Raw genomic sequence first — 19,292 nt, 5'->3', positions numbered from 1 at the left:
AAGAGAATGAATCGTCTCAATGGCGACATAATTCATCTGCGGCGCGATGAAGCCCGAAGAGGTCCGTGCGCTTCCTGCCTGGTGTCTGCGCCTGATCGTGCTGGTCGAGGCGCGGGCGGCGCCGCGACTGAAAACCGTCGAAGGGCTCTGGCGCCGCGCCACAAAAACCCGCCCGGGACGAATGACTGATTTTATCCGGCGGGAGGGGCTGCTGCCACCGGACGAGGTCGATGCGATCATCCTCGATGCGCCGCGCTCGCTCATTCTCTTCCAGGAAGCCGCCGCCATGGTTCCGCTTGAAGACCGGCCCGCCTTCGCCTCGTGGCTCGAGCGCTTTCGGGCGCGGGACGTGGGCACGGGCGTGCCGATGAGGCCCGCAACATGATCGAGATCATCCTTGGCCTGCCCCATCTGTCGGCGGGCGCGATTCTGGATCGAGCGCGGCTGCTCCAGCAACCGGTGCTGATCTCGGCCAATGCCTTATCGCGCTGGACGCGCAAAGCGGGGTGGGCCCAGTGGCGTGGCTGGAAGACAGCCCAGCTGGACAACGCATCGGGTCTGCCGAGCGTGGACCTCGACAGCGGGGGCTTCGTCTGCGCGGCCCGCTATGGCGGGATCCCCTGGAGCGTGGACCAGTATATGGCCCTGGCGGCCGCATACCCGTTCCGGCGCTTCGCAAGTCTCGACTATTGCGTCGAACCTGAGATTGCGAGGGATCGCGAGGAAATCCTCGACCGCATATCCAGAACCATTCGGGCAAACCGTGATTGCCGGGCGCGTGCCATGGACCTTGGGATCATCGATCGGTTCATGCCCGTCATTCAGGGGCGCACGCCTGAGGATTATGAACGCTGTGTCGATGCGCTTGCCTGGTCGCTTGTCCCCGGGACGATCATCGGCGTCGGCAGTATGTGTCGGCGCGACATCCATGGACCAGAGGGGCTCATGGCCGTCATCGAGCATCTGGATACCATTCTTCCGGCGGGAATTCGTCTCCATGCCTTCGGCGTCAAAGGGGCAGCGCTCCCTTTCCTCACCGCCTTCTCCGCCCGTGTCGCATCGATCGACTCCCAGGCCTATGGCATAGCCGCGCGGCGGGATGCGTACCGGCGTGGCGTCCCCAAATCCGACATCATGGTCGCCGACCATCTTGAACGCTGGCTTCGCGCGCAACAGGCGCGGCTGACCGAAAAGGGGCGAACGACCTTCGCTCCGCGGCGGCCCATCCTGCAGGCAACGCCAACAAATCCCTGGGACGCAGCGATCGCCCAGGCCCGGCGAGAGATCAGGTCGCTGATAGAGACCGGTGATCTTGAGCACGATGCGCTCACCCAAGCCTGGATTGAGCCCTGGGCTGCGGACCTGATGACGCAGGCGCTTTCCCATAGGTCGCACAGCGCAGGTGCCTTGCGATGACAAACGCGCCATCCTTCATTGTCACGCAGGCGGCCACATGGATCGCGCGGGGGCGGGCCCCCGCCGAGGCCGAGGCGCTGGCAGCCGCCTGGAGAGATTTCCCGGATCTTCCGGCGAACGCCCCGCTGGAAGAGCGAATGGCGCGCACGCGCGAGCGCGTCGCGGCCATGCGACCGATTACTGAGGCCGCGAGAGCCCGCACCGAGGCCGAACGGCAGCGCACCAATTTCTCGTTCGTCAGGCGACGGGTCGAGCATGGCGAGGCCAGCTTGTAGGAGCAGGCCATTTTGCGGGGCGCCGATCTCCATGGTCTCGACTGGGACAGCGCGGTGAACTTTGCACAAGGCTGGTATGCTGCCCATGCCGGTTGGCCTCACAGGGCCCCTCTGCCCAATAGAGCCGACAAACCGGCCCCGTCACTCGTCGAGGCCTATGACCGCGGTTTTGCGGACGGTGGCGGCGATCCTTCGGATCTGTTCGACGCCGCGCGGCGTGCCAATAGAGTGGCCGAACCGGCAACAGGGACAGCCGCTGGCGTTGCCCATCGTCAGTCAGGCCGCCTTCCAATAAGCCAGTGGGCTGCCCCTAGCGATCAGGCACCGCCAGTATCATGGCCGCGCCGCCTCCTGGTTCTGAGCACGCCCGACATGCACAGGACTCCACTGACAGAAAGGTCCAAACGTTCTGCGCCAAGCGCGTTCGAACTCGCCCGTGCCGGCGGACGTGAAGACCTCACAATTCTCCTCCTTTCGGCGCGGGCCGGCTTCACCCTGGCCGGCGTCGAGGCCGAGGCCGATAGTGCGTGCCTGACGCCTGCGCGTGCTGATGAGCTGATCTCGGACCCGTCACAGTGCGACGCGATCACCGCCCTGCTCGCGGGGCGGCAGTTCGACGACATTCTGGTGAGCGCACACGGCGACTATCTGCGTGTGATCGATGCCTTCTCCGCCATGTTCCCGCTATGCCGCACCATGGCGCGGACGCGCAACTCGCCGCTCCAGCAACGCGCCCATCTGCGCACCTGGCTCGACCGGGGTCGCGCGCCCGGAACCAACATCGGCGCCGGCCATATTCGCTGGTCAAAGGTCGCCCAAGGCCTTTCGGCCAAGCTGGGTGAGTTTGTCGTACGCTATGCAGGCCCGGCGTCGCAGCGAGGGCATTTGATCCATATGATGCTGACCGACGGATCCCTGGCGACGGGCTATGTAACGGCTGCGCGCGAACCGCTTGCCCCGGACATTTGGATCTCCAGTAAGGCGCGCCTTCGGGAAGAAATGACCCTCGCTCTGCGTAGGTTCGGCGGCGCAACGCGCTTGGCGGGCAATGCTGACCTCTTCAGCGGGACATAACAGGCAGTTTCTTCACCTGTTGTTCGGGCGGCAGGCAGCTTGGACTAGGGCTATTTCGGCCGATGTAGTATGACACGGCAAAGCTATACCGGAGGTGCGTGTGACTCGGATCGAGATCGACCATCCGGCGATGATCGCGGCGCTTAAGCGCCTTCTCGATCTCGCGCGCAGCGACACCGGGCAGTCTGCCCGCGTCGCGCGTTTCCTCATGGCATGGTGGAATGGCCCAGACCTTGGCGATTTCCCAATTGCCGATCTGTTTGGCCTCGACCGCAATGTGGCGGGCGACATCACCACGGTCATCGGCTTTCTGGGGCAGCATGATGGCGCCATCTACATCGACAGCCTGGGATACCGCGCTGAGATGGTCGTCATTGTTGAGCGCTGGGCGACGCTTTCGCGCACCAGCGCCGAGGCCGCGTAACGACGGTTCACGCCGATATAGGGAGACCGAGCCTTGCCTGAGCCTGAACTCGACCCTCACACATTGCGTGTCGCGGCGCAGCTGGTCCGCTCACGCCTCGCGCTCCTGGCGCGCAATCCCCATCTGGACGGTCTCGAACGCCTGGGCGCGAGCAAAATCCTCAAGCAGCTTGCCATAGACCTCGACGTTTCCGCCGATCATCTCGGGCCCAGACGGCGGCGATCGAGCAGGGCGTAGCCTTTTACGGCCCTACAGATATTTTGAAATGTTCCGGAACGCCTCAACCGCGGTGACAATGCCGTCGGGCTCGTCGCTATGCGTCAGGCAGTGAGAGATATGATCGTTGATCAACGTCTTCTTGGCGCTCGCGATCGCCTTTTCGACCGCATGTAACTGCTGCGCGATCTCGGCGCATGGGCGCTCGTTTTCAATCATCTCGACAATGCTGCGCAGATGCCCGCCGGCGCGGTTCAGACGCTTGACGATCGCAGGATGTGTTTCGTGACGATGCTCGGACATGGAACCTGCTGGCTTGCTGACCAGGTTTACATATCCTCCCCAGGAGGATAGCTCAACCGCCAATTATATCCCCCCGGGGGGATGATTCTTTCAAGGAAAGCTCGATGTTCTCGGTCCTCGCGAACCGTACCTATCGCCATCTCCTCCTGGCTCAGGTCATTGCCCTGCTAGGTACGGGCCTTGCGACCGTCGCGCTGGGTCTGCTCGCCTATGATATTGCCGGGGGTGAGGCCGGAGCGGTGCTTGGAACGGCCCTCGCGATCAAGATGATCGCCTATATCGGCGTTGCCCCGGTCGTCGGGGCCTATGCCAATCGGCTACCCCGGCGAAGCTTCCTCGTTGCGATGGACCTCTTGCGGGCGGGCGTTGCCCTGAGCCTGCCGTTCGTGACCGAGGTCTGGCAGATCTATATCCTCATCTTCGTTCTGCAATCGACGTCGGCTGCATTTACCCCAACCTTCCAGGCGACCATTCCCGATGTCCTGCCGGACGAACGCGATTATACGAAGGCCTTGTCGCTATCGCGACTGGCCTATGACATGGAAAGCCTGATCAGCCCGATCCTCGCTGCGGGGCTGCTGACCTTAATCAACTTCCATTGGCTCTTCTCCGGGACGATGATCGGCTTCATCGCCTCGGCGCTCCTCGTTGTGACGACGGTTCTCCCGCGCGCTCCCAAGCAGCAAACTGCAGGGCAGGGGGTCTATTCCAAGACGACCCGGGGGGTCAGGTTCTACCTGCGCACGCCCCGCCTGCGCGGTCTGCTTGCCCTGACGCTTGCTTCGGCAGCGGCCAGCTCGATGGTCATCGTCAACACCGTCGTTATCGTGCGGGACAAGCTTGGTCTAGGACAACAGGAGGTCGCCCTGACGCTCGCTGCGTTCGGCGCGGGCTCGATTCTGGCGGCCTTCACCTTGCCGCGAATCCTCGACCGGGTCTCGGACCGAGTGATCATGCTTATGTCCGGCGCCATGCTTGCCTGGCTTTTGGCGATCATGGCCGTGGTAACCTATTGGATCGGCGGGCACTCCAGCTATTGGTATGCCCTGCTCGCCGGATGGTTTGCCATGGGCATTGCTTATTCAATGAGCGTCACCCCCTCGGGCCGACTCCTCAAACGCTCGGCCAAGGCGGAAGATCGACCGGCACTGTTTGCCGCGCAGTTTGCCCTCAGCCATGGATGCTGGCTCATCTGCTACCCACTCGCCGGGCAACTCGGAGCCGGCGGCGATCAGATACTGGCTTTCGTCGTGTTATCAGTTCTGGCGCATGCGGGTGTCATCGGCGCTCGCTTCCTGTGGCCTGCCGAAGATCCCGACATTTTGGCGCATAGTCACCCTGATCTCCCACCCGAGCACCCGCATATGCGCGAAGATCATCGGACGTCCGACGGCCACGTTTTTGTCGTCGACGATCTTCACCCCAGGTGGCCGCAATAATATGGAGTTACTGACTGCGACTTGCATAACCCCCAGGGGGGATATAGAGTAGCGTTCATGGGGAGAGTGGCCTCATCCTTTCTGCTTGAGAACAGGCGTCATCGGCAGGATTGCCTTTGCGCGCTTCTGGGCGTGCTGGCCATGTTCAGCGTTACGCTGCTCACAACCTGGCACATCTCATTGCCGCATGGTTCGGTTGCCGCGCAGACAATGCTGACCGAGCAGGATCACCACGATCATGCGCCCGAGGACAGACAGGACCGTACCGATCCTGTCCACGTCGCGGCACACGCGGTCCATCAAGGTGCTGCGCTGCCTACGGGCGCGGGACTGCCGGCGGCATTCTTCGCTGCTTCGGCTAGCTGGTCGGTTCTATCCGACATTGCTTTTGCTTCGATCTCGCCCTCTTCCTTACTGAGGCCTCCGAAAGCGTGATCCCGCCTGCGCGATAGCGCGCAGCCCAATCGGATCATGATCTTTCGAGGATATCAAAATGACAGCCTTTCCTGGCTGGCTACCGCCTCGTGCCGTAGCCGCCATGGCCGCCGCCTGCCTGTTGGCTGGCGTTCCGGCTGCGCGCGCGCAGGTCGCGCCTCCCTTTGCCGAACTCTATCGGCAGACCAGCAACGCTCCGCGCCAGGTCGAACTGGACGCAGAGGTCGAACGAGCAGAGGGCCTCGCGCGCCAGGCGCGCGCTCGGCCCAACCCCACCGTCAGCGTAATGACCGAGAATGTGTTCGGACAAAGCCCCTATGATGGGTTCGGACGATCCGAAAACACGTTCCAGATCAATCAGCCTGTCGAACTGGGCGGCAAGCGTTCAGCCCGGATCGCGGCGGGCCTTGCCGGCGTCGAAGCGGCACAGCTGCGCACCCGCGAGGGCCGGCTTGCTTATGCCTATGAGCTGGCGCGCGCTTATGCCGCAGCGGAGATCGCGGATCGTAGGATACAGCTTGCGCAAGCTGCCGTCAGCGAGGCAGAGGCGGACCTCAAGGTCGCGGTCGCGCTCGTCGATGCGGGCAAGGAAGCGCGTCTACGAAGCCTTCAGGCCGAGACCGAAGCCAACGCCTTGCGGGCCCTTGTCGATACCGCAAAAGCGGAGAAAACCGGCGCTTATGCCCGATTATCCGCTTTCGCGGGCCAAGGCCAGGCCTATACCAGCCTTGCTGATCCCTTGCTCAGCCGACTTTGGTCACGGGTCGAGGCCGGGCCGATCGATGCTTCCTCGGCGCCGCCCTATCTGACGGCCAAAGCAGAAGCCGAGGCTGCCTCGCAGCGTGTGACCCTTGCGCGGCGCCAGGCTGTGCCGGATGTCACAATATCACTGGGTGTGCGGCGACTGGAAATCGACAAGGCCAATGCTCTGGTCGCTGGACTAACCGTGCCCTTTCCCCTGTTCGATCGCAATCGCGGTAATATCGATGCCGCGCAGGCTGAGCTGCGAGGCGCTCAGGCAAGGGAAGCGGCGCTACGGCTCGAGATCGATGCCGCGATCCGCGGAGCACTGGCGATGAACGAGGCGGCGAATGCGCGCTCGGCCGCCGCCGACCGAACCCTTGCTACCGCGCAGGAAGGCTACCGCCTCGCGCGCATCGCTTATGAGGCGGGCAAGTCCCCTCTCATCGAACTGATCGCTTCTCGCCGGGCTCTCGCTGTCGCGCGCGGGGTCGTGCTCGACGCTCGCGCCTCGCAGTTCGACGCCCGTGCCAATCTCGCTCGCCTTCAGGGCCAAACCATTACCGGGGACATCATCCAATGATCTCTTCAAAAAACCTCTACATTGGGGCCGCACTCGGTCTGGTCCTCGCCGCCGGAACCGGCTTCGGCATTGCGCGCCTGACAGCGCCGACCGCCGAGGCACCTGTCACTAACGCGCAGGTGGCAGCCGGTCCGGTCGACACGGTCGCAATTACGGCCGATGGCATCGCCGAGTCCAAGATCGCTGTTGCGCCCGCTTCTGCGACGAGCCTCTCAGAGATCGTCCTCGCCAGTGCAACCGTCGGATCCACACCTGACAGTGAAGCGGTCCTGACCGCTCGTGCAGCGGGCACGATTACCCGTATCTTCAAAAGGATCGGCGACGCAGTGCGCGCTGGCGAAACCGTAGCGCTGGTCGAAAGCCGCGATGCGTCATCGATCTCCGCCGACCGCCGTGTCGCAGCTGCACGGACGACGCTTGCCGCGCGTCAGCTGGCCCGCGAGAAGTCGCTTCTTGCACAAGGGGTCTCCCCCCGGGCCGATTATGAAACCGCCGAGGCGTCGCTCGCGGTTGCGCGAGCCGAGCTGCAACAGGCCGACGCGGCGGCGCGCGCGGCACGCGTTTCCGGGGACGGGCGCTCCGTCGCCGTCGTGAGTTCGGTCTCCGGGCGCATTACCAGCGCGACCGCCAGCCTTGGATCCTACGTTCAGGCTGAAACCGAGCTCTTCCGCGCCGCAGACCCTCGCGGCATGCAAATCGAAGCCAGCGTCCCTGCGTCCGACGCCCAGCGGATCAGGCCTGGTGACCGCGTGGAACTCATCACCTCCGAGGGGAAGACCATAGCCGGCCGCGTTCGCTCGAGCACAGGGACGGTGGACGGCACCACCCGGCAGGCAACGATCATCATCGCGCCTGCGGGAGCGAGTGAAGCGATCGCGCCAGGCCAGATGATTGAGGCCCGCATTTTTGCAAGCGGCCGAGGTGGCAGTGCCGGCGTCACGATCCCGCAGGAAGCGGTCCAGACGCTGGGGGGCCGGACAGTCGTCTTCGTGCGCACCTCAAAAGGCTTTGTCGCGCGCGATGTCCAGGTCTCGGGGCGCAGTGGCGGGATGGTCGCGATCGGCGCCGGCCTTGAGGCCAAAACGATGATCGCGACAACCAACGCCTTCCTTCTCAAGGCGGAACTCGAGAAGGAGACGGCGGAATGATCGCGCGGATCCTCAGCCTTTCCGTCAAAATGCGATGGCTCATCGCCTTTCTGACGCTGCTGATCATTGCCTTCGGCGCCTGGCAGATCACCAAGCTGCCCATCGACGCCGTTCCTGATGTCACCAATCGACAGGTCCAGATCAGCACATTTGCGCCGACGCTCGGACCCGTGGACATCGAGAAGCAGGTCACTTTCCCCGTCGAGACAGCGCTTGCGGGCATTCCAGGCCTGCAGATGACGCGGTCTTTCTCGCGCAACGGCTTCAGCCAGGTCACCGCGGTTTTCACGGATTCCACCGATATCTACTTCGCCCGGCAACAGGTGACGGAACGGCTTGCCCAGGCCAAAGACAGCCTGCCGGTCGGGATCCAGCCCAATCTGGCGCCGCTCAGCACCGGCCTCGGCGAAATCTTCTTCTATTCCGTCGCCTTCCGTCACCCCGACGGCAAAGGCATCAAGACCGCCGATGGAAGGCCGGGCTGGCAATCTGACGGAAGCTATCTGACCCCCGAGGGCGAGCGCCTCACGACCGAACTCGCCAAGGCCGCCTATCTGCGTACCGTACAGGACTGGATCATCCGCCCCCAGATGCGCACCGTGCAAGGCGTTGCGGGGGTCGATTCCAACGGCGGCTATGTGAAACAATATCTGGTCGAGCCGAACCTCAATGCGCTTGCCAGCTATGGTCTCTCCATCATGGAGCTCGCTGACGCGCTCGAGCGCGCCAACCTTTCCGCAGGCTCCAACTATGTGCGCAGAGCTGGCGAAAGCTTCCTGGTGCGAGCCGATGCCCGCCTGAAATCGATCGACGACATCCAGGAAGCCGTGGTCGCCACGCGCGCAGGGGTGCCAGTGCGTGTGCGCGACGTCGGCGAAGTTGTCATCGGGGGCGCGGTGCGCACCGGATCGGGCAGTCGCATGGGCTCCGAGGCCGTGATCTCGACGATCCTCATGCTCGTCGGCGAAAACAGTCGCGTGGTAGCGACCCGGGTTGCCGACAAGCTTACCGACATCAACCGAGCTCTTCCGCCCGACGTCTTTGCCGAGCCGGTCTATAATCGCTCCAAGCTCGTTAATGCGACGATCTGGACGGTGGAGAAGAACCTTACCGAGGGCGCGTTGCTCGTCATCGTTGTGCTGTTCCTCCTTCTGGGGAACATCCGTGCCGCGCTTATCACCGCGGCCGTCATACCCATCACGATGCTGATGACGGCTTCAGGCATGAATGCGCTCGGCGTTTCGGGCAATCTGATGAGCCTTGGCGCCCTCGATTTTGGGCTCATCGTCGATGGCGCCGTCATCATTGTCGAAAACGCATTGCGGCGCCTGGCCGAGCGACAGGAGCACCAAGGGCGGTTGTTGACCCTTACAGAACGCATGGAGGAAACGCGCGAGGCCGCGCAGGAGATGGTCAGGCCCACCGTGTTCGGGCAGCTGATCATCTTCCTAGTCTTCGTGCCGCTCCTCACCTTCGAAGGCGTGGAGGGCAAGACGTTTTCGCCGATGGCGACGACGCTGATGCTTGCTCTCGCTTCGGCGTTCGTGCTCTCGATCACCTTCATACCGGCCATGATCGCGATCGTCGTAAAGGGCAGGGTGAGCGAAACCGAAGTGAAGCCGATCCGCTGGTTCAAGCGGAAGTACGCACCAATGCTCGACAACGCGGTCGCAAGGCCGATCCCGTTCGTGGCGAGCGGGATCGCCATTTTCGCCGCGTCGATCTTCTGCTTCGGGCTCCTGGGCGAGGAGTTTATGCCGCAGCTCGACGAAAAGGACATCACCGTCACCAACTTCCGAGTGCCGTCGGCATCGATCGATCAATCGACGCAGATGCAGCTGCAGATTGAGAACGCGCTCAAAACCCTGCCCGAGGTCGAACTCGTCTTCTCGAAGAACGGCAATGCAGACCTTGGTACGGACCCGATGCCGCCCAATGCCTCGGACACCTATGTCATCCCCAAGCCGCAGAGCCAGTGGCCTGCCGACGTTAAATCCAAAGAAGATATCCTCAGGCGCATCGAGGCGCGCATGAAGCCGCTGATCGGTAATCGCACCGAAATCCAGCAGCCCATACAAATGCGCTTTAACGAGCTCATCGCGGGCGTGCGCGCGGACGTCGCGGTCAAGCTCTATGGCGATGATCTCGATACCATGAGTGATCAGGCCCGCAAGATCGCGGCCGTTCTGCGCACCATACCGGGCGCCGGAGACGTCAGCGCCGAACAGACCGATGGGGCGCCGACCTTTGACGTGAAAATCGACAGGCAAGCCGCAGCGCGTCATGGTCTTTCGGTTGAAGAAGTCGCCAATACCGTTGCGGCCGCGCTTGGTGGTCGCGAGGCCGGTCTGCTGTTCGAGGGGGATCGCCGGTTCTCGGTCGTCGTTCGCCTGCCTGACGCCAAGCGCGACGATCTGGAAACCCTTGGCTCCATACCGGTCATGCTGCCCCGCGAGGGCAGCGCGATCGCGCGCTCCATCCCGTTGCGGGAAGTTGCGCGGTTCAGCTATACGCAGGGTCTCAACCAGATCAGCCGCGAAGACGGCAAACGCATGGTGGTCGTGCAGGTCAATGTCCGGGGCCGCGACCTGGGCGGTTTCGTCACCGAGGCCCAACAGAAGATCGGTCAGATTGACCTTCCGCCAGGCATGTACACCGCCTGGGGCGGCACCTTCGAAAGTCTTCAGTCGGCACGGCTGCGGCTTCTGATCGTGATACCCATCTGCTTCGTTGCGATCTACGCTCTCCTCTATATGGCGCTTGGCGGTTTCGTTCCGGCCGCGATCGTTTTCAGCGCGGTGCCGATGGCGCTCGCTGGCGGGGTTTTCGCGCTGCTTGTGCGTGGCATTCCCTTTTCGATCACTGCGGCCGTTGGGTTCATAGCCCTTTCCGGCGTCGCTGTGCTCAATGGATTGGTGATGATGAGCGCCATTCGAAAGCATGGCGAGGAGGGCGTCGCGCCGATCGATGCTATAGTCATCGGCGCCATGGAACGGGTCCGTCCGGTGTTGATGACCGCTCTGGTCGCCAGCCTCGGCTTCGTGCCCATGGCCCTTGCTACCGGCACGGGCGCCGAGGTGCAGCGACCGCTAGCGACCGTCGTCATCGGCGGCCTCATCACCTCGACCGCGCTGACCCTTCTGGTCCTGCCGGCGATCGCTGCCCTGGCAGCGCGTTGGAGGCCGAGGCCGAAGCCCGTCGAGGTGGTCGCAGCGGTTCAACCGAGCTGATCGAGGCTGGGCGGGCCCACTGTCAGCGGCCCGCTGCTCCCGGCGCCGCTCGCCCCACCCTTCCAACACACCCGACGCAACCGGCTGGCAGCAGCCGGATGCGGCCGGGCGAAAGGTTACCGACCATGCGTTTGGTTAGACTTCTGACGTACTTCATCGCAGCAAGCCTGCTCGCGTCGCATGGCTCGCCAACATTTTCGGCTGATCACCGTCATAGTCAGCGCGCGGTCGGCTGCCACCACGTCCACTTAGCCACTCGCCATCAGGACGCAGCCTCAGATCAGCAGGAAGACCCCGGCATAGCCCATGTCCATCAGGTTGCGGATCAGGTGGGTAGCCTATGCTTTGACGAGGTGCGGCTGCAATCGACGGTCTGCGTCGAGCGTGCTGATCAAATCGCTCCAGCCTCCATGAGGCTGCCGCCGCTGCTTCAGCCCCCGAGAAATGCCTGATCAAGGCATTTCGCGACCCGCATCCCACAAAGACGGCGGAAACACGACATCGAGCGCTCCTGGCGGGCGCCAAAATGGACTTCATTATCATGAAACTGAAACTGGCCAGACCAGCGGCGCCCGTCGCTGCAGTCCTGCTGGCCCTTTCCTTCTGCCTCACCAGCGCAGCCATCGCGCACGGCGTTGCAGAAGGCGACAAGGGCTATATCGAGCAGACCACCGGTCCGCAGATCGGCGCATTCCTCTATCTGGGCGCCAAGCACATGGTCACGGGATATGACCATCTGCTCTTCCTCTTCGGCGTAATCTTCTTCCTCTATCGTCTCAAGGAGGTCGCCTCTTACGTCACGCTGTTCGCGATCGGGCATAGTACGACGCTGATCGCCGGGGTCGTACTTGGAACCCATGTCAGCGCCTATCTCGTCGACGCCGTTATCGGTCTGTCCGTCGTCTACAAAGCGATGGACAATATGGGCGCGTTCCAGCGATGGTTCGGCCTTCAGCCGAACACGAAAATCGCCGTTCTGGTGTTCGGGTTTTTCCACGGATTTGGTCTTGCGACAAAGCTCCAGGACTTCTCGCTCTCGTCCGACGGGCTGATCGCAAACCTTCTTGCCTTCAACGTGGGCGTGGAGATGGGACAGATCCTGGCACTCTCCGCCATCCTGATCCTCATGGGATACTGGCGGCGCACCGCCAGCTTCAACCGCAACGCCTTTGCCGCCAACACTGTCCTCATGACGGCCGGCTTCCTTCTCACCGGCTACCAGCTCGCCGGCTACTTCATCGGAGATCCCGCATGACCCGTCCCCACACCCCGCAACCCGGTGAACTGCCAAGCCTTGGCCAGCTCAATCGAGCGACACTGATCGCCCTTGGCGCTGCGGCCGCTCTTCTGGTGACCATCGTTCTTCCCGCCGAGTATGGCTACGATCCAACCGGCGTAGGCGGAATGCTTGGCCTTACCGAGATGGGAAAGGTGAAGCAGGCGGAGCACCGGGATGAAGCACCTGCGACAAAACCCGCGCTGCCTGTGCCGGCGACTCCGGAGCAGGCCCAGGCGTCGCGCCCTGTCGGCCAACCGGTCACCGTGTCGCTGACGCTCAAACCCAATGAGGGCCGCGAGGTCAAAGCCACGATGAAGGCAGGAGAAGCCCTCGTCTATCGTTGGCACACCGATGGCGCGGAGGTTCGCTTCGAGCTGCATGGCGAGGAGTTTGGTGCGCCTGCGGACCAGTATTCCAGCTATGAGAAGGGGACCGCCGCCAAGGCCGACGGCTCATTCCGCGCGCCTTTCGACGGCACGCATGGCTGGTACTGGCGCAACCGCACCGACAAGCCCGTCACCATCACGGTGACCGCTACCGGCGAATTCTCCAGCTTTGCTGCCAAGCCCTGAACGGTTGAAAGGAACAGAGATGTATAAGCTCCTCATCGCCTTTGCCGCGACCCTTATGTCGGCGACCGGCGCACTTGCGCACGGCGATCATGACGACCAGGCAGAGCGCTCCGTTGAACAGGTCGCCAGAGACAATGTCGTCAAGTTGGTGACGAAAGGGCAACTTGCCCCAAGTTGGTCAAAGGCCAAGGTACTCAGTGTTACGTCGCGCATGCGGGGTGGCGCCCGGCAGGACGTGGTGACCTTGCGCAACAACGCCGAAGTTCAGGCATCGCGCAAGACGCTCTTCATCGTCCTGGCCGCAGACCGCAGCCTGATTTCATCGAGCCATAAGCTTCAGTGATGAGTCTGGGCGCGGTTCGTCAGAATCGCGCCCAGCTTCAGGTTCTGACATGCATGGGGTTTGCATGAATTGCCGGAACCACTGCGTGGGGGAGCCGACCAGACGCTTCTGACCTGCCTATTGCGAAGAGCGGCCAAGGAGAGGGGCCGATATGCTCACACAACTCTGGCGTTCAGCTGATGTCTGTGGTTTCTATTCGCCAGCATCAAACCTTATTGGCAGTCTACCCGCGATGAAAGATAGTCCGAGCAAGCGTATAGCTGAAAGCAGCTCATACCCCGATTGCGTAAGATATCATCCCGAGAACAACTCGACGATCTTTGCAGTGACGAACGATGATGGCGACGTCGTCGCCGTTCATGAAGTCTTCTTGTCCTCCGATGCTCGGGAAATTGGTCGACGTACGACCGGCCTGCCAGAGGAGGGTTTCGTGCGCTTTCGCGGGGTTGGCCCAGCCACAATCGTAAAGGACGAGCCGGAAGAAGGCATGCGCTTATGGGCTGACACAGGCGGGGAAGTCTGGGTCGACGTGACCGGAATTCCGGACAGTCCGAGCGCCGCGAATTGAACATGGTCAATTCGTGTGTGATGGATGCTTGCCGATCAGGCAATTTGTAGCGCCATCAGTGAGATCACTCTGATTACGCCCAGTTGGCAATTGGCCATACTGAGCAGGCAGCAGCTAGTGTCCATGTCGGTACAGCTCACCTCGGCATCGCCGTACTCTCGGCTCTGATGGTTTCGCCGGCGATCACAGCAGGCATTCTGCATGTCGGCCCTATCGACTTCCAGCCTCACCCGTTCTTCAGCTGAGGCACAAGAAACGCCCCGGGATCAGGGCTGCAGACGCGATGCCGGACCTGATCATCTCATAACAGCGATAGGTCACGCGCGCCGCTATTCCATAGCGGCCTGCCCTGAAGGCTCTGTTCCACGACCGGGTCACCCATCGCCGCGGAAGGCGCGGCGATGATGGGGCGCGTGCGCGCCCGCCCGGCGAAATGCCGGGGAGAGGAGGGGGAAAGGATGAAGTGTCTCGGACAAGGGGTTCGAGAGCAACAAGTCCTGGAGAAGTCCCATGAACATCGGTTCGATCAAGCAGAACGAAGCTGGCATCTTCATTGGCCGCGTGTCGACCCTCACGGTCTCGGTCACGGTGGCCCTGCGCGAAGTGCGCAGCAACAATCCCCGCGCGCCCCGCTACGAAATCCACGCCCTCAACACGGTGTCGCGCGCCTGGGTGCAGGTCGGTGCGCTGTTCGAACTCACCGCCCGCGAGACCGGCGAGGCCTTCCTCAACGGCAAGATCGACGATCCCAGCCTGGCGCAACCGCTCTACATTTCGGCCTTCCGCCAGGAAGACGGCTCCTACAACATCGTCTGGCAACGCCCGCAGCGCCGCCGCGACGTGACGGCCGCAATGGCGCCGAAGGACAATGAGGAGGGACTGCCGCCACTGCCGGGCATGGAAGACGCCGGAACCGCGCAGGACGCGCCGTCGGGTGGTGCTCCGGCAGGTGACGGCCTGGGCGAATCCACCGCCGAAGAGTTCGGCGGCGCTCCGGCCGGGGCAGCGCGCGGGCGCGGTCGGCGCGGCGCTGCAAGCGAAGAGGTCCGCGAGCCCGACATGGCTCAGTAACGCCCAGCTTCAGGTCCGGGACGACAGGGTCCGCTTCGCATCTCCCGCGAAGTGGGCCCTGTTCGTCTTCAGCTGTCTCGCGTCGTCTGGTCGTCGTTCGGTCCCGGTGCCCAGCCGGTGCTGGAGAGCGTCTCCAGATCTGCGCGCAGTGCGGCGCGGGCTTCGCGCTCAAGATGGCGGAAGGCCCAGCCCATATCGAGCATTTCGCGCAGGATCCGCGCAATGAGCTGGCCAATCGCGGGCACGCCGCTCACCTCGAGCGACCATCCCATTGGTTCGAAATGGACGAACTGGTTGCGGACCTCATCGTGGATGCGTCGAAGCCAGGCGAGTTCGGCATCACTCAGGGTCACCCCGGTCTCATTCGAGCGATCACCCGCAGAATGGGGTTTGCGTATCGCCTTCAGCAAGTCCGGTAGCGCCATCAGATAGGTCTTGGGCTGTTTGACCGTTGGATCGTCCCGCAAGGCCGCGAAATAATCGATCCATTCACCCGCATTGCGCTCGGTCACGGCTCCGATCGGCGCGGCCGTTGTCGTGAGGTGACACACACAAGCGCCCTGAAGCGCCGAATGCAGCGCGAGCAGCACCCATTTCCAGGCTTGCGGATCCTCCTGCGCGAAAATGGCGGCCCGCAACGCATGGCGGATCGAGCCTGCCACGTCCTCGGCCTCGTCGACCGAGACCCATTGCCCCTCGTTTTCCGGCATCAGGCGAACTGCGCCGCAAAATCGCGCAGCTGCGCATTGATCGCGTCGCGATCCGGCGAGAAATGCGCCTCCCGGTGGCAGTTCGGGCAGAGCGCGACGCACGTCCACACCCGGTCGCTGACGTCGATCCCGAGAATGTGGTGGACATCGAGAAAGCCCGGATAGTCGCGCGCCTCGGTGCAACTTGCCCGTTCGCACCGCCCACCAGCGCGCCGGGCGACAGCCTCGCGAACCCGCGCGTCGCGTGGATAGCCCGATCGTATCACCTGCAATCGCGGTTCGCCGCCATCCCGGCCGAGGTCGGCCGGAGAGACCGGCAGATCGTCCAGCGTATCGGTCTCTCGCTGATCCGGTCCGACAAGCGCCAGCGCCATCACATTGATCACCCCCGGCCAGTCCCAGATCACGCGGGCGACCGCCGGCGTGTCGGGATAGCGATCATCCTGTAGCCAGAGCGATGGGCTCGAACCATTAGCGGCATGGTTGGCGCTCAGATTACCGGCGAGGCCGCGCTCGAGCAGATCCGCGCTGACCGCGCGCTGACGCTCCCAGATCATCGGTATGTCGTCGCAAGGCACCAGCACCGCGAAGACGAACCCTGCCTCGCTGTCCTGGACCATCAGACTGTGGGTATGGCCCTCGCGGCGATGGCGGGCTGCGACGCCGGCGAGCGTCTGCTCCCAGCCGTCCTTGTCGCGGCGGGCCTTGAGCTGGGCTGCCGAATAGAGCGCTTCGCGCGCATTGCGCCCATCGCGGCGCCAGCATAGCCGAACATGCATGCGCATCGGCGGGCCGTCGCCGATATGGCCCTCGATCACCTGGATGATCGCGCTGCCGCGCTTGTCCTGTCGGTGCCCTGTCACCGTGATGCCGTGGCGCTCGAGCAGCGCCTGCACCCGGCCGCGCGTGGCTTCCTCGGCGAAGATACTCCTGTCGGTTCTGAACACCCGCGTCGCCAAGAAAATTCCCCAATTACATCGGTAGGGCGGACCGGCGGGAATCGCGCGTCCATTCCGACGCAGACCATAAGCGACAGTGCGGGGGATGCCTGTGCGATTTTTTGTGTGTCCGCCCTTGAACGTCCTCGCGGTCAATCCCATCCTTGGAGTGCGGGCCGGGCCCCTCTGGCGAGACATGCTGTTGCGTGTGTCGTGATGTCGGACCGCATCGGGTATTCCGATGCATGGGTCTGGCTGTTCTCGCTTTTCTCCCATTCCATCTGTGGCTGCCCGATTGGCACATGATCGCCTCATGGAGTGGCTTATGACTGACCGTAGCTTTCGCCTCCTGTCCCGCCAGCAGCGCCTGGATGAGCAGTTGCAGCGCGAAAGGGCGCGCGCCGCGCCCGACCGTATTCGACTGTTTCGCCTTCAGCGCCTCAAACTCATCATCAAGGATCAGCTCAACCGGCTGATCCCGCAGGCGCTCACGCCCATGGCGGCGCGCTAGGGCGCGCCCGCCCCGGACCATCTGCCACGCCCCCGCAGATGGTCTGCACGTCCGGCGGACGGCGTCCCCCCGCCGTTCCGTCGGACACCTGCCTGCGCCCATCACCGACGCAGCGCCATGACCTGATCAAGAACGGAAAACCGCCATGGACTGGCTGATGACGGATTGGCTGGGCACGCCCGCCTGGTTCTGGATGACTTTTATCGCCCTGGTGACAGGCCTCACGGCCTTCGACCTTGGCATCCTCAATCGCCGCGACCGGGAAATGGGGATCCGGCAAAGCCTGATGCTCTCGCTCTTCTACATCGCCATCGCCCTCGCATTCGGCGCGTGGGTCTGGATCGAGAAGGGCGCTGATCTCGGCCTCAAATATTATACCGGCTTCGTTCTCGAGAAGGCGCTGTCGATCGACAATGTCTTCGTCATCTCGCTCATCTTCAGCGCCTTCGCCATCCCGCGGCTCTACCAGTATCGCGCGCTCCTGTGGGGCATCGTCGCGGTCCTGTTCCTGCGCGGGCTGATGATTGGTCTTGGTGCTGCAGTGGTGGAGCAGTTCCACTGGGTTCTCTATCTCTTCGGGGCCTTCCTGATCCTGAGCGGCATCAAGATGTTCGCCTCCAACGATCAGGATCCGCCCGACGTCACCGCCAACCCGCTGGTGCGCTTCCTGTCGCGCCATCTTCGGGTCGCGCCGGCCCTTGAGGGAAACATATTCCTGACCCGCATCCCGGACGCGAAGACCGGACGGCTCGTCACGGCGATCACGCCGCTCCTGCTCGCCCTCATCGTCATCAATATCGCCGATCTGGTCTTTGCCGTCGACAGCGTTCCTGCGGTCTTCGCGGTCACCACGGACACCTTCATCGTCTACACCTCCAACATCATGGCGATCCTGGGCCTGCGGGCGCTCTATTTTGCGCTTTCCGCGATGATCCACCGCTTCCATCTGCTCAGCCACGCGCTCGCCCTGGTGCTCGTCTTCATCGGCGCGAAAATCTTCATTGCCGACTTCCTGCTGGAAGACGGCACCTTCCCGGCGTCGATCAGCCTCGCCATCACCCTTGGTCTGATCGCTGGCGGCGTGCTGCTCTCCCTGTGGCGGATGCGTGGCGCTGCGCCAGAACCCGAGGCGGGCGGGGAGGGTGAGCGGGCTCTCCTCTGAGCTTGCGGGTCACGCGACACAGGCATCTTCGGACTGGCGCGCACCCAAGTCGCGCACTAGCCTGCCTTGCCATGGACACCCGGTTTCAAGAAATGCTGGGGGAGCAGCATGCGCGGTTCGTTGACGAGATAGCTGCGCTCCCCATCAGCGATATCGTCGATCGTATCGCCACGCTCGCCGATGGGCTCGCGCGTTTCTGGAACAATGCCGGGGGCTGGGCACCGGCGGATGCCGCGCAGATGCTGAGCTCCGCACGCCTCGACCGGATCGCCTCGCTCGCGCATAGCCTGCGGCGCTGGGTTCAGGAGGACACGCTTTCCGATGGCGACCTGATCCTTGCCTGGGCCAATCTCGGCGCGCTCATGGAAGGTGCCCTCAAGCTCTTCCTTTGCGTTTATCTCGCCGATTACCGGGCCGACGAGACGACCAGGGAAACACGCGCCTGGCACATCAAGCGGCAGGTGCTGCAAGATCCTGACGAGCTGATGCTCGACACGATCCTCGCCTATGCCGAGAAGGCCGAGCTCCTCGCGCCCCAGCAGATCGCACTGGGCCGGACAGTGCAGGCGCGGCGCAATGCCATCCATGCCTTCCGGGACCGCGACCTTGGCTCGCTCACCGATCTCTTCGCAGCCATTCGAGACTTTCGCGCGCTGTTATGCTCGCTGAACGGGCGCATGGAGTATCCCGAACCGCGATACATGCCCACCGAGCGTACTCATTTCGGCTGACCACCGTCCGGCGGCTAAGGGGCGCTCTGGTGGACCTGCTCTCCCAAGACGGACGCCGGCAGGCGGCCCCTGACGCCCACCCCTCGTCACAACGCACCGCGCAACAGCCACGATCAGCGTGGT

20 protein-coding genes and 1 pseudogene are annotated in these 19,292 nt (G+C 63.3%); 18 read left to right on the top strand and 3 right to left on the bottom strand.

Annotation, left to right across the window (positions count from 1 at the left end; genetic code table 11):
* Positions 1-31: 31 nt before the first annotated feature.
* The 5 genes and pseudogenes from BGP17_RS20120 to BGP17_RS20100 form a co-directional block, all read left to right on the top strand.
* Positions 32-385, top strand: a pseudogene (locus tag BGP17_RS20120) (hypothetical protein); the annotation flags it as partial.
* Complete coding sequence (locus BGP17_RS20115) at positions 382-1,416, top strand: deazapurine DNA modification protein DpdA family protein (RefSeq protein ID WP_017501049.1); 1,035 nt, start codon at positions 382-384, stop codon at positions 1,414-1,416. The pseudogene BGP17_RS20120 and the gene BGP17_RS20115, both read left to right, overlap by 4 nt.
* A complete protein-coding gene (locus BGP17_RS20110; protein ID WP_017501050.1) occupies positions 1,413-1,691 on the top strand; it encodes a hypothetical protein in 279 nt (92 codons plus the stop codon). The genes BGP17_RS20115 and BGP17_RS20110 overlap by 4 nt, the downstream gene beginning before the upstream one ends.
* Before the next feature lie 372 nt (positions 1,692-2,063).
* Positions 2,064-2,765 (top strand): hypothetical protein, encoded by a 702-nt coding sequence (locus BGP17_RS20105; RefSeq protein ID WP_017501051.1) that lies wholly within the window; start codon positions 2,064-2,066, stop codon positions 2,763-2,765.
* 100 nt (positions 2,766-2,865) lie between these two features.
* On the top strand, positions 2,866-3,189 hold the full coding sequence (locus BGP17_RS20100; RefSeq protein ID WP_017501052.1) for a DUF7673 family protein: 324 nt from the start codon (positions 2,866-2,868) through the stop codon (positions 3,187-3,189).
* A 249-nt stretch (positions 3,190-3,438) separates the two neighbouring features.
* Here the strand turns inward: BGP17_RS20100 and BGP17_RS20095 are convergent, their stop codons facing one another.
* Positions 3,439-3,708 (bottom strand): metal-sensing transcriptional repressor, encoded by a 270-nt coding sequence (locus BGP17_RS20095; protein WP_017501054.1) that lies wholly within the window; start codon positions 3,706-3,708, stop codon positions 3,439-3,441.
* Positions 3,709-3,812: 104 nt separating this feature from the next.
* On the opposite strand from BGP17_RS20095, the gene BGP17_RS20090 reads away from it, so the two are divergent.
* The 10 genes from BGP17_RS20090 to BGP17_RS20045 all read left to right on the top strand — a co-directional run bounded on the left by BGP17_RS20090 (position 3,813) and on the right by BGP17_RS20045 (position 15,117).
* A complete protein-coding gene (locus tag BGP17_RS20090) occupies positions 3,813-5,147 on the top strand; it encodes an MFS transporter (protein ID WP_017501055.1) in 1,335 nt (444 codons plus the stop codon).
* A 57-nt stretch (positions 5,148-5,204) separates the two neighbouring features.
* Entirely contained in the window at positions 5,205-5,582 is a 378-nt protein-coding gene (locus tag BGP17_RS20085; protein ID WP_037523075.1) for a hypothetical protein, read from the top strand.
* Positions 5,583-5,640: 58 nt separating this feature from the next.
* A complete protein-coding gene (locus tag BGP17_RS20080) occupies positions 5,641-6,906 on the top strand; it encodes a TolC family protein (protein ID WP_026109157.1) in 1,266 nt (421 codons plus the stop codon).
* Entirely contained in the window at positions 6,903-8,054 is a 1,152-nt protein-coding gene (locus BGP17_RS20075) for an efflux RND transporter periplasmic adaptor subunit (protein WP_017501058.1), read from the top strand. Before BGP17_RS20080 ends, BGP17_RS20075 begins: the two co-directional genes overlap by 4 nt.
* On the top strand, positions 8,051-11,284 hold the full coding sequence (locus tag BGP17_RS20070) for an efflux RND transporter permease subunit (protein WP_017501059.1): 3,234 nt from the start codon (positions 8,051-8,053) through the stop codon (positions 11,282-11,284). The genes BGP17_RS20075 and BGP17_RS20070 overlap by 4 nt, the downstream gene beginning before the upstream one ends.
* A gap of 526 nt (positions 11,285-11,810) precedes the next feature.
* A complete protein-coding gene (locus BGP17_RS20065) occupies positions 11,811-12,539 on the top strand; it encodes a HupE/UreJ family protein (protein ID WP_051887056.1) in 729 nt (242 codons plus the stop codon).
* Positions 12,536-13,135 carry a hypothetical protein gene (locus BGP17_RS20060; protein ID WP_037522680.1) on the top strand — a complete coding sequence of 200 codons (600 nt, stop codon included), beginning with the start codon at positions 12,536-12,538 and terminating at the stop codon, positions 13,133-13,135. The genes BGP17_RS20065 and BGP17_RS20060 overlap by 4 nt, the downstream gene beginning before the upstream one ends.
* A gap of 19 nt (positions 13,136-13,154) precedes the next feature.
* Positions 13,155-13,478 (top strand): DUF6488 family protein, encoded by a 324-nt coding sequence (locus BGP17_RS20055; protein ID WP_017501062.1) that lies wholly within the window; start codon positions 13,155-13,157, stop codon positions 13,476-13,478.
* A gap of 151 nt (positions 13,479-13,629) precedes the next feature.
* Entirely contained in the window at positions 13,630-14,046 is a 417-nt protein-coding gene (locus BGP17_RS20050; RefSeq protein ID WP_145986321.1) for a hypothetical protein, read from the top strand.
* A 510-nt stretch (positions 14,047-14,556) separates the two neighbouring features.
* Positions 14,557-15,117, top strand: a complete 561-nt coding sequence (locus BGP17_RS20045; protein ID WP_017501064.1) for a DUF736 domain-containing protein — start codon at positions 14,557-14,559, stop codon at positions 15,115-15,117.
* Between the two features lie 68 nt (positions 15,118-15,185).
* Here BGP17_RS20045 and BGP17_RS20040 read toward each other — a convergent pair whose 3' ends face one another.
* The gene (locus BGP17_RS20040) at positions 15,186-15,827 is read right to left on the bottom strand and encodes a hypothetical protein (RefSeq protein WP_017501065.1); all 642 of its coding nucleotides are present in this window, start codon (positions 15,825-15,827) and stop codon (positions 15,186-15,188) included.
* Entirely contained in the window at positions 15,827-16,774 is a 948-nt protein-coding gene (locus tag BGP17_RS20035) for an HNH endonuclease signature motif containing protein (RefSeq protein ID WP_201039030.1), read from the bottom strand. Before BGP17_RS20035 ends, BGP17_RS20040 begins: the two co-directional genes overlap by 1 nt.
* Before the next feature lie 316 nt (positions 16,775-17,090).
* Between BGP17_RS20035 and BGP17_RS20030 the strand changes: the two genes are divergently transcribed.
* The 3 genes from BGP17_RS20030 (at position 17,091) to BGP17_RS20020 (ending at position 19,169) form a co-directional block, all read left to right on the top strand.
* On the top strand, positions 17,091-17,276 hold the full coding sequence (locus BGP17_RS20030; RefSeq protein WP_026109161.1) for a hypothetical protein: 186 nt from the start codon (positions 17,091-17,093) through the stop codon (positions 17,274-17,276).
* Positions 17,277-17,421: 145 nt separating this feature from the next.
* Positions 17,422-18,438 carry a TerC family protein gene (locus tag BGP17_RS20025; RefSeq protein WP_017501068.1) on the top strand — a complete coding sequence of 339 codons (1,017 nt, stop codon included), beginning with the start codon at positions 17,422-17,424 and terminating at the stop codon, positions 18,436-18,438.
* A gap of 71 nt (positions 18,439-18,509) precedes the next feature.
* Entirely contained in the window at positions 18,510-19,169 is a 660-nt protein-coding gene (locus BGP17_RS20020; protein ID WP_017501069.1) for a hypothetical protein, read from the top strand.
* Positions 19,170-19,292 lie beyond the last annotated feature (123 nt).

The organism is Sphingomonas sp. 67-41 (genome assembly GCF_001899725.1).
In the GTDB taxonomy this organism is placed as follows: Bacteria; Pseudomonadota; Alphaproteobacteria; order Sphingomonadales; family Sphingomonadaceae; genus Sphingomonas; species Sphingomonas leidyi.
The sequence above is the reverse complement of the archived record's forward strand: the minus strand, read 5'-3'. Positions and strand labels throughout refer to the sequence as shown.